This window comes from Polaribacter haliotis, from assembly GCF_014784055.1.
In the GTDB taxonomy this organism is placed as follows: Bacteria; Bacteroidota; Bacteroidia; order Flavobacteriales; family Flavobacteriaceae; genus Polaribacter; species Polaribacter haliotis.
The window spans coordinates 773,397-789,191 of record NZ_CP061813.1; the positions used below are offsets into that span (position 1 = coordinate 773,397).

The 15,795-nt window shown below is 29.1% G+C and carries 19 protein-coding genes; 5 read left to right on the top strand and 14 right to left on the bottom strand.

Annotation, left to right across the window (positions count from 1 at the left end):
- Position 1: 1 nt before the first annotated feature.
- Entirely contained in the window at positions 2-1,225 is a 1,224-nt protein-coding gene (locus tag H9I45_RS03140) for an HD domain-containing protein (RefSeq protein WP_088353392.1), read from the bottom strand.
- A 167-nt stretch (positions 1,226-1,392) separates the two neighbouring features.
- Here H9I45_RS03140 and porX point away from each other — a divergent pair, with 167 nt between their 5' ends.
- Positions 1,393-2,940 carry a T9SS response regulator signal transducer PorX gene (gene porX, locus H9I45_RS03145; RefSeq protein ID WP_088353391.1) on the top strand — a complete coding sequence of 516 codons (1,548 nt, stop codon included), beginning with the start codon at positions 1,393-1,395 and terminating at the stop codon, positions 2,938-2,940.
- Positions 2,941-3,203: 263 nt separating this feature from the next.
- On the opposite strand, the gene H9I45_RS03150 is transcribed toward porX, so the two are convergent.
- Positions 3,204-3,896 carry a LuxR C-terminal-related transcriptional regulator gene (locus tag H9I45_RS03150; protein ID WP_088353390.1) on the bottom strand — a complete coding sequence of 231 codons (693 nt, stop codon included), beginning with the start codon at positions 3,894-3,896 and terminating at the stop codon, positions 3,204-3,206.
- Entirely contained in the window at positions 3,893-4,669 is a 777-nt protein-coding gene (locus H9I45_RS03155; RefSeq protein ID WP_088353389.1) for an alpha/beta fold hydrolase, read from the bottom strand. Before H9I45_RS03155 ends, H9I45_RS03150 begins: the two co-directional genes overlap by 4 nt.
- A 124-nt stretch (positions 4,670-4,793) precedes the next feature.
- Here H9I45_RS03155 and tsaE point away from each other — a divergent pair, with 124 nt between their 5' ends.
- Genes tsaE through H9I45_RS03170 form a run of 3 tightly spaced genes read left to right on the top strand, consistent with a single transcriptional unit; the run spans position 4,794 to position 6,822 of the window.
- Entirely contained in the window at positions 4,794-5,201 is a 408-nt protein-coding gene (gene tsaE / locus H9I45_RS03160) for a tRNA (adenosine(37)-N6)-threonylcarbamoyltransferase complex ATPase subunit type 1 TsaE (protein ID WP_088353388.1), read from the top strand.
- Between the two features lie 7 nt (positions 5,202-5,208).
- Positions 5,209-6,405: an alanine dehydrogenase gene (locus H9I45_RS03165; RefSeq protein WP_088353387.1), complete on the top strand. Its 1,197-nt coding sequence runs from the start codon at positions 5,209-5,211 to the stop codon at positions 6,403-6,405.
- Positions 6,406-6,453: 48 nt separating this feature from the next.
- Complete coding sequence (locus H9I45_RS03170) at positions 6,454-6,822, top strand: DUF4258 domain-containing protein (protein WP_088353386.1); 369 nt, start codon at positions 6,454-6,456, stop codon at positions 6,820-6,822.
- Between the two features lie 218 nt (positions 6,823-7,040).
- On the opposite strand, the gene H9I45_RS03175 is transcribed toward H9I45_RS03170, so the two are convergent.
- The 3 genes from H9I45_RS03175 to H9I45_RS03185 are packed head-to-tail and all read right to left on the bottom strand — an operon-like array spanning position 7,041 to position 8,753.
- Entirely contained in the window at positions 7,041-7,634 is a 594-nt protein-coding gene (locus H9I45_RS03175) for a YdeI/OmpD-associated family protein (protein WP_088353385.1), read from the bottom strand.
- Positions 7,635-7,637: 3 nt separating this feature from the next.
- Complete coding sequence (locus tag H9I45_RS03180) at positions 7,638-8,051, bottom strand: VOC family protein (protein ID WP_088353384.1); 414 nt, start codon at positions 8,049-8,051, stop codon at positions 7,638-7,640.
- 36 nt (positions 8,052-8,087) lie between these two features.
- Positions 8,088-8,753, bottom strand: a complete 666-nt coding sequence (locus H9I45_RS03185) for a TrmH family RNA methyltransferase (RefSeq protein WP_088353383.1) — start codon at positions 8,751-8,753, stop codon at positions 8,088-8,090.
- Between the two features lie 60 nt (positions 8,754-8,813).
- Between H9I45_RS03185 and H9I45_RS03190 the strand changes: the two genes are divergently transcribed.
- Positions 8,814-9,500: an SIR2 family NAD-dependent protein deacylase gene (locus tag H9I45_RS03190; RefSeq protein ID WP_088353382.1), complete on the top strand. Its 687-nt coding sequence runs from the start codon at positions 8,814-8,816 to the stop codon at positions 9,498-9,500.
- Positions 9,501-9,672: 172 nt separating this feature from the next.
- Here H9I45_RS03190 and H9I45_RS03195 read toward each other — a convergent pair whose 3' ends face one another.
- The 8 genes from H9I45_RS03195 to mqo form a co-directional block, all read right to left on the bottom strand.
- A complete protein-coding gene (locus H9I45_RS03195; protein ID WP_088353381.1) occupies positions 9,673-10,140 on the bottom strand; it encodes a DUF6495 family protein in 468 nt (155 codons plus the stop codon).
- A gap of 117 nt (positions 10,141-10,257) precedes the next feature.
- The gene (gene rplI, locus H9I45_RS03200) at positions 10,258-10,704 is read right to left on the bottom strand and encodes a 50S ribosomal protein L9 (protein WP_088353380.1); all 447 of its coding nucleotides are present in this window, start codon (positions 10,702-10,704) and stop codon (positions 10,258-10,260) included.
- A 14-nt stretch (positions 10,705-10,718) separates the two neighbouring features.
- The gene (gene rpsR, locus H9I45_RS03205) at positions 10,719-11,015 is read right to left on the bottom strand and encodes a 30S ribosomal protein S18 (RefSeq protein WP_088353379.1); all 297 of its coding nucleotides are present in this window, start codon (positions 11,013-11,015) and stop codon (positions 10,719-10,721) included.
- A gap of 3 nt (positions 11,016-11,018) precedes the next feature.
- Positions 11,019-11,360, bottom strand: a complete 342-nt coding sequence (gene rpsF / locus H9I45_RS03210) for a 30S ribosomal protein S6 (RefSeq protein WP_088353378.1) — start codon at positions 11,358-11,360, stop codon at positions 11,019-11,021.
- Between the two features lie 171 nt (positions 11,361-11,531).
- Positions 11,532-12,629: a hypothetical protein gene (locus H9I45_RS03215; RefSeq protein ID WP_088353377.1), complete on the bottom strand. Its 1,098-nt coding sequence runs from the start codon at positions 12,627-12,629 to the stop codon at positions 11,532-11,534.
- Between the two features lie 21 nt (positions 12,630-12,650).
- Positions 12,651-13,502, bottom strand: coding sequence for a hypothetical protein (locus H9I45_RS03220; protein ID WP_088353376.1), 852 nt, complete (start codon positions 13,500-13,502; stop codon positions 12,651-12,653).
- Entirely contained in the window at positions 13,489-14,046 is a 558-nt protein-coding gene (locus tag H9I45_RS03225) for an RNA polymerase sigma factor (RefSeq protein ID WP_088353375.1), read from the bottom strand. Before H9I45_RS03225 ends, H9I45_RS03220 begins: the two co-directional genes overlap by 14 nt.
- Before the next feature lie 219 nt (positions 14,047-14,265).
- Positions 14,266-15,738 carry a malate dehydrogenase (quinone) gene (mqo, locus tag H9I45_RS03230; RefSeq protein WP_088353374.1) on the bottom strand — a complete coding sequence of 491 codons (1,473 nt, stop codon included), beginning with the start codon at positions 15,736-15,738 and terminating at the stop codon, positions 14,266-14,268.
- Positions 15,739-15,795 lie beyond the last annotated feature (57 nt).

Below are 15,795 nucleotides of genomic sequence, written 5' to 3' on the forward strand. Positions count from 1 at the left end.
ATTATTTTGGATAACAAATAAAGTGTTTTACTACTGGCTTTGTTAATGCTTGTAAATTTAATTGGTCAGATGCTTTGGCTATATCTTTTAGTTTGCCTTTTTTATTCAATATTAATACTGGTTTCTCTAAATTATAAGCTTGATTTCTAATTTGCTGTGTAAAAACAAAGTAACGCGTTTCTTCTTTTGAAATGTTTAGTTTTTCGACTGCTTTTTGTTTCTTTTTGTCAATGTATGAATCCTCAAAAGCCTCTTTTTGCATTTCTATTCGTAATAAATTTCTATCGACAATCATTTTTGCTAAAAGTGATAATATTTTATCATCGTGGTTTACCCATTCTTTTATAGCTGATAAAATATCATAATCATCTAATTTAGAAAACATTTCTAACGTTTCTTCTGTGAAATTATTAGCATTAATTTGATTGTATAAAAAATAATGAAGTGCAGAACTCGAATACAACTCCACTCCTTTTTCTGCCAATTCTTTTGCTCTTTTTAAAACATTGACTAAAATATTTTCTGCAACCAAACCTGTTTTATGCAAATACACTTGCCAATACATAAGTCTTCTGGCAATTAAGAATTTTTCAACGGAATAAATTCCTTTTTTCTCGATAACTAATTCGTCGTTTTTAACATTCATCATTGCAATTAAACGATCTGATGAAATATTACCTTCTGTTACACCTGTGTAAAAACTATCTCGTTTTAAATAATCTAATCTATCGATATCTAACTGACTAGAAATTAATTGACCTAAAAATTTACGTGGATTTTTGCCTTCGAAAATTTCAATGGCTAGTGTGAGCTCTCCACTGAATTCTTCGTTTAATTTCTTCATAAATTTTAACGAAATTTCTTCATGAGAAATTCCACTCACAATACTATGTTCCAAAGCGTGCGAAAATGCGCCATGACCAATATCATGTAACAAAATTGCCAAATACAAACCACATTCTTCTTTATCAGAAATTTCGACTTGTTTAAAACGTAAAACACGTATCGCCTTCTGCATTAAATGCATACAACCAATGGCATGATGAAAACGTGTGTGATTCGCTCCTGGATATACTAAATTAGAAAAACCCATTTGTGTTATTCTTCGTAAACGCTGAAAATATGGGTGTTCTATAACATCAAAAATTAAAGAGTTTGGTATTTGTATAAATCCATAAATTGGATCGTTTAATATTTTAAGTTTATTGGGTGTTGTTTTCTTCAAGTTGATAAAAATTTATCTATGTTATGCAAAGTACAACATATTGCTACAAATGCACAAATTTTAATTTAAATCTAATTCAATTTTTTGGCAATATTTTATCATTTTAAAACCAATAGAATTATAACAAATGGGTATTTTTAACGTTCAGAATAAAACGAAAAGATACGATGAGCAACATACAAATTTTATGGGTTGATGATGAAATTGAATTATTAAAACCACATATTCTCTTTTTAGAACGAAAAGATTATAAAGTTACAACCTGTACAAATGGTGCTGATGCTATAGATTTAGTTGCCGAAACTAATTTTGATATTGTTTTTTTGGATGAAAATATGCCAGGTTTAACTGGTTTGGAAACGCTTTCTGAAATCAAACAAAAACAAGCTAACTTGCCTGTGGTAATGATTACCAAAAGTGAAGAGGAATATATTATGGAGGAAGCAATTGGTTCTAAAATTGCAGATTATTTGATAAAACCCGTAAATCCGAGTCAGATTTTGTTGAGTCTGAAGAAAAATTTAGATCACTCACGTTTAATTTCTGAAAAAACGACTTCCAATTATCAGCAAGAATTTAGAAAAATTTCGATGGATTTAGCGATGGTAAATTCGTATGAAGATTGGATTGACCTCTATAAAAAACTAATTCACTGGGAATTAGAGCTAGAAAATATTAGCGACCCTGGTATGTTGGGTATTTTAGAAAGCCAGAAACAAGAAGCAAATTCGCAATTTTTTAAATTCATTAAAAAAAATTATGAAGATTTTTTAACTGCTCACGATAAACCTACATTTTCGCATACTTTATTTAAAGATTATATAGTCCCAGAAATTAAAAAAGACCAAAGTATTTTATGGGTTGTTATTGATAATTTACGTTACGACCAATACAGAATTTTAGAGCCATTAATTAACAATCATTATAAAAAAGACGAAGAGTATACGTATTTTTCTATTCTGCCAACTGCAACTCAATATGCTAGAAATGCCATTTTTTCTGGTTTAATGCCTTCAGAAATGGAGAAAAGACATCCTAATTATTGGAAAAATGATACAGATGAAGGTGGAATGAATTTGTTTGAAAATGAATTTCTAACGGCTCAAATAAAACGTTTAGGATTAGATATTAAACACGAATATTATAAAATTTCTTCGCTAAAAAGTGGAAAAGAATTGGCAGATAATTACAATGGAACGAAAGAAAACGATTTAACAGCCGTTGTTTATAATTTTGTTGATATTCTTTCGCATTCTAAAACAGAAATGGAAGTAATTAAAGAATTAGCTGGAGATGACAAGGCTTACAGAAGTTTAACCTTGAGTTGGTTTAAGAATTCTCCATTGTTTGAAATCATCCAAAAAGCGCAAAATTTAGGTCAGAAATTAATTATTACAACAGATCATGGAACCATTAATTGTAAGCATCCAACTAAAGTGATTGGCGATAAAAATATTAGTTCTAATTTACGATACAAAACTGGTAGAAGTTTGTCTTATGAAGAGAAAGATGTGTATGCTGTAAGAAACCCGAAAGACATTTTCTTACCAACTGTAGCTATGAATAGTCCGTTTATTTTTGCCAAAGAGGATATGTTTTTTGCGTATCCAAACAACTTTAATCACTTTGTAAAGTATTTTAAAAATACGTATCAACATGGTGGTGTTTCTTTGGAAGAAGTGATTATTCCTTGTGCTGTTTATAGTCCGAAGTAGATTTAGTTGGCAGTTATTAGTTGCAGTAGCAGTAAAACTTTGTTTAATATGTACCTATTCCTCGAGATATTGTTTGCTAGAATTTAGATTAGGCAATTATACACATTGGAATTAGTAGTAAACAAAATTCTAAAGACCAAAAATGTTTTATGTTTTTACATAATATAGTTGAAGGACAAGTTTTAGAAAATTGTTTATTCGATTTTAATCTTAAAGTACGTTTTAAGATTATAAAATTAAGGTAATCTTATCTAAAAACATTTTTATAACAATTCTAAAACCATAGAAAACCTTATTAAATCTGCCAATGAAGAAGCATCTAATTTATTGCTGATATTTTTTCTATGTGTTGCAACAGTATGTATAGAAATACATAACTGTTCTCCAATAACTTTGCTATTATTCCCATTTGCAATTAAATGTAAAATTAGTTTTTCTTGTTTTGTTAAACTTTGGAAACGTTGCCAGTATCTTAAAGTATAATTTGACTCTGGCAAAATCATTCTAAATAATTTAGCTAATGTATTTTGTTGATTTAGAAAAACAGTCGTATTTAATGTAAGTTCATCATCAATTAAACATTTATTCGTATAATAATGAGTCATTTTTTTATTCAAAGAAACGCACTGTAAATAAGAACAAATGGAATCGTAATCATTTAATAAGCTAAATTTTCTTGCTTTATTAATGGCATTTTTTAAAAGAAAAGGTTCGGAAATGGTAGGCAAGTATTTTCCTCCTTCTAAATATAGATTTTCAATTTCTTGTCCATAACTAAAAAAAGAATCACTAAAAAACTGATAATCAAATGTTTTTCTACAATTTACATACATAGGAAAAGGTAAATAATCTACTATCTCATAAAAGAGATTTCTATTCTCTTTATATAAGTTTTTTAAACGAAATGTGCTATGCTCGTTTTGAATTAAATATTCCTTTTCTGTATATAGCATCATATAAAAACATTTTTAGAAATGGTATTTATAGCATCTAAAAATTCGTTTGGCTTTTCTAAACTTGCATAATGCCCACAATTTTCAAATGGAATTATTTCACAATAATGTTCACAATCTTTTTGAACTTGGCTTAAGTATGTTGAGTTTACTGATGGGTCTTTATCACCCACAATTATAAATTTAGGAACTTGCAATTTTGTAAAAATCTCATGTTCGTTGGCTAAATTATTTCCTAAAATATCTTCTGCAACCTTCTTTCTAACATTTGAATTTGTATTCTTAAAGTCCGAAATAATAGTATAAACACATTTTTCATTTACAACAGCAACATTAGCTGCAGCTTCTATTTCTGAATTAGAAGGGTTTTCTGTAAGAAAGGTTTGCAATGCAGCAACTGGCAAGAAAGCTTCTTCAAAATTAATTGGTTTTTTTAAAGGTGGAGTTCCAAAAATTAATAAACCTTTTAAATTATGAATTTTATTTGCGATTTCAATTGCTAAATGTCCACCTAAAGAATTACCAACCAATAAAATAGAATCCTCAATTGAATTTATATACTCTATTAGTTTTTCAGTAAAAAAATCGACCGTAAAATCTTCATGATTTTTATATTCTTCAATACTATTACCATGTCCTGGTAAATCTATTGCAATTTTTGTCTGCTGAACCTCATCTGAATTTAAAATATGATTGAAAACTGAACTTGATGATGAGCTTGCATGTAGAAAAATAATTGCACCTTCTTTCTTTCCTTTTTTGATTATTTTTTTCATAGCTATTATAAAAAAACGATTTTTTTTTGTTTTTTCAAAAGAATATGTTCTGAAACTCTATTTTAAAGACACAAACAATACTTTTTTTAAACATTAAATTCATTTTCTTCATTATTTTTGCAATATGAACAAAAACTATTCTTTAGAAGATTTATCTTCAATTGTTTCAGAACTTATTACATCAGTAAAAAACAAGACTTTGTTATTTTATGGTGAAATGGGCGTTGGAAAAACAACACTTATCAAAGAAATTTGTAAACAATTGGGTGTTTTAGACAATATCTCCTCTCCTACTTTTTCTTTGGTTAACGAATATCAAACTTCAGAAAATAATAAAGTTTTTCATTTTGATTTTTATAGAATTGAAGACGAAAATGAAGCCTTAGACATGGGAATTGAAGATTATTTATATAATAACGATTGGTGCTTAATTGAATGGCCAGAAAATGTCGAAAATTTATTACCTTTAGAATCTGTTGCAATTCATTTATCTACTTTAGAAAACGGACAACGTAACATTCAACTTAAATAACCAAAATATGAGTTCATTTTCTCCATTTAGTAAAGAAGAGCTAATTCCTCAGGAAGAGATGTTAGAGATCAAAAAACAAAAAGGAGAATTATTTATTGGCTTACCAAAAGAAACACAATTAAGCGAAAAAAGAGTTTGTTTAACGCCTGATGCTGTTGGTGCTTTAACTGCAAATGGACATAGAATTGTTATTGAAACTGGTGCTGGTGATGGCGCAAATTTTACTGATAAAGAATATTCTGAAGCTGGTGCAAAAATATCTTACAATGTAGAAGAAGCTTTTAAATGCAATATTGTCTTAAAAGTGGCTCCACCAACAGAAGAAGAAATTGAGTTTATAAATCCTAAGGCGATATTAATTTCTTCTTTGCAACTAAAAACACAGTCAAAAAAATATTTCGAATGTTTATCTAAGAAAAAAATTACTGCAATTGCATTCGATTATATAAAAGACGACCATGATTCGTACCCAATTGTAAAATCGCTAAGTGAAATTGCTGGAACTGCTTCTATTTTAATTGCTGGTGAATTAATGAGCGGCGTTAATAAAGGAAATGGACTATTATTTGGTAATATTGGTGGAGTTCCACCAACAAGCGTTGTTATTTTTGGTGCAGGAACTGTGGGAGAATATGCTGCAAGAACTGCTATTGGTTTAGGTGCAAGAGTAAAAGTTTTCGATAATTCTATTAGTAAATTAAGAAAATTACAAGATTGTTTGCATGCACCAATTTACACATCTACGATTCAGCCAAAATCCGTTTTAAAAGCATTAATGCGTTGTGACGTTGCAATTGGAGCCATTAGAGGAAAAAATAGATCTCCAATTTGTGCCACAGAAGAAATGATTGAAAAAATGAAAGAAGGCGCTGTTGTTGTAGATGTTAGTATCGATAGAGGTGGTTGCTTTGAATCTTCAAATGTAACAACACATAAGACACCGACTTTTGTTAAACATGGAGTAATTCACTATTGTGTGCCAAATATTCCTGCAAGATATGCAAGAACGGCTTCAGTTTCTATCAGTAATATTTTTACACCTTATTTACTAAATATTGCTGAAGAAGGTGGTTTCGAAAATACTGCCAGATTCGATAAAAGTTTAAGAAACGGAATGTATTTTTATCATGGAATTCTTACCAATAAAACAGTTGCAGATTGGTTCGATTTACCTTTTAGAGATATTAATTTGTTGATTTTATAAGTGGTTATTTATCATTAAAAAACTAACTTTGCAGTTCAAAATTCAACAATGCTCGTAAAAAGAATTTTTTATTATTTAATTGGTTTAACCCTAGGTTCTATTGGTGTTTATTTTTTCTGGCAAAAGAAAAATGCAACTTTCGATTATGGAATGGATGCAAGAACATTAAAAACCATTCGTATTAAAGAACGTTTATTTTCTGATGATGCAAAAAATGCAATGCATAAATTTAATATTGATACTTTAAAGATTTCTACAATTCTTACGAATGGAGATGTTGATTTTGGTAAAAGTGAACCAAGACAAAAACCTTGCGCAGAATATTATATTACTGGAAAAGATAGTTTGAAAAATGTGCATTTGTATGTTAAACGTTGCGATTCTACTTCAACTATAGAGAAAGTTATTGTTGATTAAGTTAATGTCATTCCTGCGAAGGCAGGAATCCATAATAAGCTTTTAGAAAATTAACGAACCAAATAAAGATCCCTACCGAAGTTTATCTTGAGAGAAGTCGAAAGGTAGAAATGACAAACCGAAACTTATTTTTTTAAAACTCTATTATTTTAAAGCCATTTCTAGACTGCAGTTTACTTTAATCGAAGTCGAAAGGCAGAAAATACAAATAGAAAAACTTAACAATTCTTGTATTTATCATGTAATCCTGCTCCATTTAAAATCATAGGAATAATTTTTTCCAATCTTCTTAAACGCGTTTCTTCTCTTTTCGCTTCAGAAATATAATTTGCATATTCTCTTTTACAGCTATTAGAAAATGCTTTAAATTTCTCTTTAAAATCTTTATTCGAATTTAATTCTTGCTGTAATTCTTCTGGAATTATAAGTTCTTTTTTAGCTCTGTCTGGTTTTATTTCTTTGCCTAACCTTACGTTTTCAATTGCTTCTAAAACATATTCTTTTATTAAATCTTTATCGATTTCTTCTAATGAAGAAAAACGCCATTGCAACATCGCTTTCGTTTTTCCTTCTTGCGCGTTTACGAATACTTTCTGTTTATCTTTAAGTAATGCTCCTTGAAAAAACCACAAACCACAGTAGCTTTTAAACGCAGCCAAACCAACTATATTTTTTCCTTCAAAAACATATGTTGGTGCACCCCATTTTATAGTTTCTACAACAGGTAAATTAGAAAATACAGAACGTAATAATTCCAATTCTTTTCGCCATTTTTCTTTTTTACTGATGTATTCTTTTATTTTTTTATCCATAAATTATACATTTTCAGCATTTGAACTTATCATCCATTGAACTCCAAATTTATCAACACAACTTCCAAATTTTCCACCCCAAAAAACATCATTATAAGGCATTGTGATTTTTCCTTCTTCAGCTAAACCAGAAAAATAAGAATATGCACTTTCATTATCATCTGCTAAAATTGAAACGTGAAAGTTGTTCCCTTTATTTAAAGGTTCATGAAAACTATCAGATGCTTTAATTTCACAATTATTACCAAATACCATTGTTGCATGCATTATTTTATTTGCAATTTCTGGTGTACTAAATTCTGGTGGACCTTCTGAATAACGCATAGTAATTGTAATTTCTCCATCAAAAATATCTTGATAATGTAGCATTGCTTTTTCGCAATTTCCATTAAAAGTTAAATAAATTCCGCAAGTCATAATTTTAGTTTTAAGTTGGCTCTTTAAAATTACTAATTATTTTTGATAATATCGTTCTTCAATTTTATCAACATTCTTAATGGTCTTTTTTACCCAATCAAAATATAAAAACTCTTTTTCTTTTTCTGAAAGTTGCCAATTCACATCAGAATTTCGAAGTTTTGTGGTTACATCTTGTAAAATAATTGCTGCTGCTACAGAAATATTTAAGCTTTCTGTAAAACCAACCATAGGAATTTTTAAAAAACCATCTGCTTGTTCTTTTACATAATTAGAAACGCCTTCTTTTTCTACTCCAAATACAAAAGCTGATTTTTTAGAAACATCAAAATCTTGTAACATACAAGAATTATTATGAGGAGTTGTTGCTATAATTTGATAACCTTCTGATTTTAATTTATTTAAACAATCTTTAGTATTATCTCCATCTTCTCTATAATTAAACTGACTTAACCATTTTTGAGAACCTTTTGCAACATGTCTTGACACTTTATTTGTGTATTTATTCTCTATTGCATGTACATCTTGCACTCCAAAAATATCGCAAGTTCTAACTACTGCACTTGCATTATGTGCTTGATAAATATCTTCTAAAACAACTGTAAAATGTCTTGTTCTATCCTCTAAAATTCTTTTGAAGAGCGATTTTCTTTTATCTGTTAAAAAACCTTCGAAATAGGTTAATAATTTTTCATCCATCATAAAAACAAACTTAAAACTATTATTTTTACTCTTAATACATTTTACAAAACATTTTAATTGATGAAAAAAATAGTTGTTTTAACTGGTGCAGGAATTTCTGCAGAAAGTGGCATTAATACTTTTAGAGATGCTGATGGTTTGTGGGAAGGACATGATGTTATGGAAGTTGCAACTCCAGAAGGTTTTGCCAAAAATCCTGAATTGGTTTTAGAATTTTACAACCAGCGTAGAAAACAATTATTGGAAGTTTCTCCAAATAGAGCACATTCTAACTTGGTTGAATTAGAAAACAATTTTCATGTTGAAATAATTACACAAAATGTAGATGATTTACACGAAAGAGCTGGAAGTAAAAATGTTACGCATTTGCATGGGGAATTATTAAAAGTAAGAAGTTCTATAAATGAAAATGCTATTTTAGAATGGAAAAAGGATTTAGTTTTGGGTGATTTATGTGGAAATAAAAGTCAATTAAGACCACATATTGTTTGGTTTGGAGAAATGGTACCCATGTTAGATAAAGCTGTAGAAATTACCCAAACTGCAGATATTTTAATAATTATTGGTACTTCTATGCAAGTGTATCCTGCAGCAAGTTTAGTGAACTATGTAAAACCCTATACTCCAATTTATTTTATAGATCCTAAACCTTCTGTTTCTAAAAACGCTTTTAATAATCTAACTATTATTAAAGATGTTGCTAGTTCTGGAACAGATGAATTGTTGAAAATTTTAATTACAAAGTAACTAAATAATAACAGCCATTTAAATTTGATTAAAAGCCAGTAAACAGGTTTAGCCCTGATTGAAACGACATCCTTTTTGTTTTTTAACAAAAAGATATAGTGGAAAGCAGGAAATAGCTACTAAAAATAATTAATGATAATAATAACAGATTGCTTCGTACCTAGCAATGACGTTACGAAATCAACTGATTAATATACTCGAAAATTTCTCCTTGAGAGATAGAGCTTCCTTTTTCTATTAAATCGAAAATCTCTGAATTTCTCTCGTTATTATAAGGTTTTGATCCTTTAAATATCTCCACAGAATTATCCATAGGGTTTTGCATTAACCACTCAAATCCCTTTTGTTCTAATAAATTGATATCCCAATTTATTTTGATAGCAATTCTATGAATTTCTTCGTCTTCGCATTTAAAAAGATTCGCAGAAGTTTCTGAGAAATGTTCTACATATTTTACTTTGGTTAAAACGTCGTCCCAAACAACATCAGAAAAAACATTCATTTCTTCTTCTGCAACTTCTGGCTTTTCTGCCTTAATCTGGTTCCATTCTTTTACATCGATACTTTGTGATGCTAAAAAACGTGCAAATTCTTCGTGTAAATTTTCGAATTGTTCTTTGGTGAGTTGTCTGTATTTCATTTGAAGGTTGAAGTTGGAAGTTTGTAGTTGGAAGTTTGTAGTTGGAAGTTTGTAGTTGGAAGTAAAAAAAAGCTCGTTATTTCTAACGAGCTTTTTATAAAATAAATTTAAAGTAAATTATTCAGAAACAACTTCAAAAGTAATGTCTGCTACAACTGCTCTGTGTAATCTTACAGAAGCTTCGTATTTACCTAATCTTTTAACAGAACCACCAACAACTTTAATAAATTTCTTGTCAATTTCTGTTCCTGCTTTTTCTATTGCTGCTGCTAAATCTATATTGTTTACAGAACCAAATAATTTGTCTCCTGAACCAGTTTTAGATGCAATTTTAATTTCGTATCCTTTAATTTCTTCTGCTATTTTATTAGCATCTTCAATTATTTTTGCTTCTTTATAAGCTCTTTGTTTTAAATTCTCTGCTAAAACTTTTTTTGCAGATGAAGTAGCTAAAACAGCTTGCCCTGTTGGGATTAAAAAGTTTCTACCATATCCGTTTTTAACGTCTACAACATCGTCTTTAAATCCTAAGTTTTCTACGTCTTGTCTTAATATCAATTCCATGTCTTACGTCTTTATTATTTTAGTAAATCTCCAACATAAGGCATTAACGCTAAATGACGACATCTTTTGATTGCCTGCGCTACTTTACGTTGATATTTTAATGATGTTCCTGTTAAACGTCTTGGTAAAATTTTACCTTGTTCGTTTACTAAATACATTAAGAAATCTGCATCTTTATAATCGATATACTTGATACCTTTTTTCTTAAATCTACAGTATTTTGCTTCTTTTTTAGTGTCTATATCTAAAGGCGTTAAATATCTAACGTCAGCAGATTTACCACCTTTTGCTTGTTGTTCTATTGTAGCCATTTCTTATTTTTTTGTAGATTTAACACGTTCTCTTCTTTTTTCTGCCCAAGCTTCTGCATGTTTGTCTAGTCTTACAGTTAAATAACGCATAACGCTATCGTCTCTTCTAAACTCTAATTCAAACGCAGTAATTTCTTCTCCAGAAATTTTAAAGTCAATTAAGTGATAAAAACCACTTTTTTTCTTTTGAATTGGATAAGCTAATTTCTTTAAGCCCCAATCTTCTTTTGCGATTATTTCAGCTCCTTTAGAAACTAAATAATCTTCGAACTTTTGTACTGTCTCCTTTATCTGAGTATCAGATAAAACGGGATTCAAAATGAAAACAGTTTCGTAATGATTCATAAATTAATTATTTAATGTTTATTTTTAAGGGTGCAAATATAGTAACTTTTTTGATATTTAAACCATCTTATTTACAATATTTTAAAAGCTTTTTCTAAAGTAAAACCAGTCTTACTAAAAATCAAAATAGACTTTAATAACACTGGTTAATTTTATTAAAAATTAAAACTCTTAATTTAAATCTAAACGAATTCCTAAAGAGATATTTCTTGTTTCTGTATCTTTAAACAAAGGATTTAAATCGTATTTTACATAAAAACTAGTAGATCTATAGCCTAAATAAGCACTTAAACCATAATTAACGGTGTTCATATTAAAATTGTCATATTCTACTTGTCTTGTTTCTACGCCATTGGCATCATTAAACTCTAAATATTGTCTTGTTCCTAATTTAAAACCAACAAACCCTCCAACTCCTAATCTTATAGATCTGTTTGTATTATCGTAAACAGAACCATTTTTATAAGTTCTATTTTTTGATAAATCCCACTCAATGTGTATTGGAAAATTTACTTGAACATGACGCAATCTACTTTCCTTTAAGTTTTCTGAAAAAGTTTGAATCTCTGTCATATCTCTATTTTTAACATGATACTGATTGTTATCTAATCGCAAGTTATTCCATAAAAAAGAAACTCCATATTTAAAATATAACTGAGAAGGTTCCTTAGAGAATCTTGTTTTCCAAGTAAAACCTAATTCATAAAAATGTGATTGCCATAATTTGTATTGAGAATCGCTTAAAGTTGAAAGTTTGTTATTTTGAAGTACATTATTAACTCCCATTGCGAATACAAACTGACTTGTAGACCTATTATTATAACTTCTTTTTCTCTTCTTTGTTGTTCTTTTTTTCTCTTTAGTTTCGTCTTCATCTACCGTAAAACGAAATACCTTACTTCCAATTGTAAATGTGTTTACTTCGTCTTTTGAAAGATCGCTTTCTGTAGCACTTACAATTTTTCCGTTCGTTTTGTCTTGCACCAATAATTGTAATAATCTTTCTTGTTCGCCAACTTTTTCTTCAATTTGTTTAGCATGATAGCTTGCAATTTCCTTTTTTAAGGTATCTGCTGTAGACTTTGTAATCTCTCCTCTTTCTAATTTTTTATCAATTTCTATTACCTTCATTTTTAAAGAATCTTTCTGAGTCTTTGTAATTAGATCTATTCTTTTAGAAATTTTTCGAACTTCTTTCTCGAATGTTTTTGTTTGTGCTGTGGTAATTGTTGTTACAAACAACACCATTATTAGTACTATTTTTTTCATGATATTTTATGTATTATTTTTTTAATTATTTCTATTTGCAATTGCAGTTGCGATATTTGTAATTTTATTCTTTAAGGTATTTAAAAAGTTATTTTGAAAAGCATCGTCGCCAATATTTCGTTCTACTTCTGCTAAAATGGTTTCTGGATTCACTTTTAAATTCGATTTTTTGAGCTCATCTTTAATCGTTTTTAAAACATCGTCTTGAGTTACATTATGTTTAGCATAGTATCTTTTTACTTCACTTTCTGAATGTGTGACTGCATATAATAAATCTTCGCTACTTACTTTTATTCTATTATTTGTGGTTTTTGAATTTGTTTTTGATGAATTCACTTTTATTTCAGGAACATTAGAATCAGAATTTACGTTCGTACTATTTTCTTCAACCTTTGCAATTATTGATGAATTATTCTGACGTTTTTTTGATGATGGTTTTCTATTATCTAAAATATTTTTTTCTTTTTTATTTTCAGATTGCTTCACATTATTTGCAATAGCATTATTTTTAGTAACCTCTTTTTTTTCAGCCTTCTCCTCTACTTTATTATTTTTAACAATTGTTTTTTCTAAGGGAACTTCATTAAACATTTCATCAATTTTATTTTTTATTAAAATTGTATCTATGTTTTTTTCTACAATAATTTGGTTTGGAATCACCATTTCATCATCATTAGAAAATAAATAAATTCCTATAGAAATTACCGCCAAAATACTTGCTGCATAACCGATATAAAAAAACCAACCTTTCTTTTTTTGCTTTGGTTGCTCATCTAATTGTGTCGATAAACGTTCCCAAGCAGAAACTGATGGTTCTAAAGTTCTGTTTTCGAACTTCTTTTTTATGTTGTTGTCTAACTTATTTGTTTTCATGAATTGTTTTATTCATTATCTTATAATTTTGTTGCAATAATTTACGTGCTTTAAACAATTGCGATTTCGATGTACTTTCAGAAATACCTAATTTGGTGGCAATTTCCTGATGTTTATAACCTTCTATGGCGTATAAATTAAATACCATTTTGTAACCTTCTGGCAATTTATCTATCAGTTTTTGAATATCATCTACAGAAGTATTTTCTAAACTTTCTGTAGCTGCATCGTTAAATACATACTCTTCGTCAGATAAATCGACTACATTTTTTTTTCGGAGGTAAGAAATACAAGTATTCACCATTATTCTTCGAATCCAACCTTCAAAACTACCTTCGTGTTTAAACTTATGTAAGTTGGTAAAAACCTTTAAGAAACCTTGTAACATTAAATCTTCTGCATGATGTAAATCTTTTACATATTGCCTACAAACTCCCAACATTTTAGGTGAATGCTGCTCAAACAATTGTTTTTGCGCTTCTCTGTTGTTGTCTGTCGCTTTTTTAATGAGCGACTTTTCGTTATGCAGTTTAATAATTTTCAAGCCTCTTGGTTGCGTTTTTATTGCCTTACAAATATATAGACTACCAAAGTTTAAAAAAGGTTGCTTGGTGGAAAAAAGTTTTTTTTGGAGATGCTTTCAGCAAGACAAACTAGGTGAATAAAAAATAATCCACAGAGTTAAACAAAGGAAACTCAAAGTTTCACAAAGATAAACGCAAGAGTGTTTCTTCCCTTTGGGAAGATTAAGATGGACTTTTTTTTATAACTTCAAACTCCTCCTACTCTTCTCCAACTCTTCTTCAAATAATTCTTTAGTAACTTTTGTTTTATAAAAAGGAACAATTTCTTTTAACTTCTCTTTTCCTTTTTTAGAATTCACCAATTCTGGAAAAGCTTTTTCAATAACGTTTAACATTATTGAAGTTGCAGTGGAAGCTCCAGGAGAAGCGCCTAACAAACAAGTAATACTGCCATCTTTGCTAGAAATTACTTCTGTTCCGAATTGTAATTTTCCACCTTCAAATTCGTCTTTTTTAATAATTTGAACTCTTTGTCCTGCCAACATTACTTCCCAATCTTCACTTTTTGCATTTTTTACGAATTTTCGAAGAGAATTCATTCTGTCTTCTTTATCCATCATTACTTGTTCTACTAAATATTTTGTGAGCGGTAAATTGTGCCAAAAAGCGCCTAACATCGAAGGAATATTATCATATTTAATAGATTTAAACAAATCTAAATTAGAACCTTCTTTTAAGAATTTCGGGCTAAAACCTGCAAAAGGACCGAACATTAATTGTCTTTTTCCATCTATATAACGAGTATCTAAATGTGGTGTAGACATTGGTGGATCTCCAATTCCTGCTTTCGAATACACTTTTGCATTGTGTTGTTTTATAATTTTTTCATTTGTGCAAACCAACCATTCTCCACTTACAGGAAAACCTCCATAACCTTCTTTTTCGTTAATTTCTACTTTCTGTAACAACAACAAACTTCCTCCTCCTGCTCCAATAAAAACATGTTCTGCTTCTAATTGATGTTTCTCTTTCGTTTTTAAATTGGTTACTTCAACAGTCCAATCTAAATCTGTATCAGGATCTATATCTTCCACTTCCATGTTGCAATGAACTGGAGTATCGAATTCTGTTTTTAAAATATGGAATAATTTCTCTGTTAAGATACCATAATTCATTTCTGTTCCACGATTAATTCTAGAAGCTGCCATAATTTCATTTTCTGTTCTATCGTTTGCAATTAAAGGAAACCATTCTTTCATTTTACTGATTTCTCTTGTAAACTCAATAGAATCGAACATAAAATGGTCTTTCATTTCTTTGAATCGATTTTCTAAATAATTAGCATTTTCTTTACCTAACACCCAACTATGATGTTTTACAGAAGCTATAAATTCATCTGGATTTTCAATCAAACCTTTGTCCGTTAAATAACTCCAAAATTGTTTTGAAATTTCATATTGTGTACAAATATCCACTGCTTTTTTAATAGAAATTTCTCCATCTTTTTCTGGACAATAATTCAATTCACACAAAGCTGAATGCCCTGTTCCTGCATTATTCCAAGCAGCAGAACTTTCCTGAGCAACTTTATCTAATCTTTCTAAAATTAAAATATTGGTTTTTGGCTCTAATAATTTAGTAATTAAGGCCAAAGTTGCACTCATTATACCACCACCCACACATATTAAATCGTATTCTTTTTTGAATTCCATAAAATGAATTTATATTTGATAAATATAGCCATAACAATTAATTTTAAGGTCTATTTT

What these genes read in the sequence shown, in the direction of transcription:
- porX (WP_088353391.1), top strand. Translation starts at nt 1,393, where the DNA reads ATGAGCAACATACAAATTTTATGGGTTGATGATGAAATTGAATTATTA.
- H9I45_RS03185 (WP_088353383.1), bottom strand. Translation starts at nt 8,753, where the DNA reads ATGATGGATGAAAAATTATTAACCTATTTCGAAGGTTTTTTAACAGAT.
- H9I45_RS03150 (WP_088353390.1), bottom strand. Translation starts at nt 3,896, where the DNA reads ATGATGCTATATACAGAAAAGGAATATTTAATTCAAAACGAGCATAGC.
- rpsR (WP_088353379.1), bottom strand. Translation starts at nt 11,015, where the DNA reads ATGGCTACAATAGAACAACAAGCAAAAGGTGGTAAATCTGCTGACGTT.
- H9I45_RS03195 (WP_088353381.1), bottom strand. Translation starts at nt 10,140, where the DNA reads ATGAAATACAGACAACTCACCAAAGAACAATTCGAAAATTTACACGAA.
- H9I45_RS03215 (WP_088353377.1), bottom strand. Translation starts at nt 12,629, where the DNA reads ATGAAAAAAATAGTACTAATAATGGTGTTGTTTGTAACAACAATTACC.
- H9I45_RS03170 (WP_088353386.1), top strand. Translation starts at nt 6,454, where the DNA reads ATGCTCGTAAAAAGAATTTTTTATTATTTAATTGGTTTAACCCTAGGT.
- H9I45_RS03165 (WP_088353387.1), top strand. Translation starts at nt 5,209, where the DNA reads ATGAGTTCATTTTCTCCATTTAGTAAAGAAGAGCTAATTCCTCAGGAA.
- H9I45_RS03220 (WP_088353376.1), bottom strand. Translation starts at nt 13,502, where the DNA reads ATGAAAACAAATAAGTTAGACAACAACATAAAAAAGAAGTTCGAAAAC.
- rpsF (WP_088353378.1), bottom strand. Translation starts at nt 11,360, where the DNA reads ATGAATCATTACGAAACTGTTTTCATTTTGAATCCCGTTTTATCTGAT.
- H9I45_RS03175 (WP_088353385.1), bottom strand. Translation starts at nt 7,634, where the DNA reads ATGGATAAAAAAATAAAAGAATACATCAGTAAAAAAGAAAAATGGCGA.
- H9I45_RS03180 (WP_088353384.1), bottom strand. Translation starts at nt 8,051, where the DNA reads ATGACTTGCGGAATTTATTTAACTTTTAATGGAAATTGCGAAAAAGCA.
- H9I45_RS03155 (WP_088353389.1), bottom strand. Translation starts at nt 4,669, where the DNA reads ATGAAAAAAATAATCAAAAAAGGAAAGAAAGAAGGTGCAATTATTTTT.
- tsaE (WP_088353388.1), top strand. Translation starts at nt 4,794, where the DNA reads ATGAACAAAAACTATTCTTTAGAAGATTTATCTTCAATTGTTTCAGAA.
- mqo (WP_088353374.1), bottom strand. Translation starts at nt 15,738, where the DNA reads ATGGAATTCAAAAAAGAATACGATTTAATATGTGTGGGTGGTGGTATA.
- rplI (WP_088353380.1), bottom strand. Translation starts at nt 10,704, where the DNA reads ATGGAATTGATATTAAGACAAGACGTAGAAAACTTAGGATTTAAAGAC.
- H9I45_RS03190 (WP_088353382.1), top strand. Translation starts at nt 8,814, where the DNA reads ATGAAAAAAATAGTTGTTTTAACTGGTGCAGGAATTTCTGCAGAAAGT.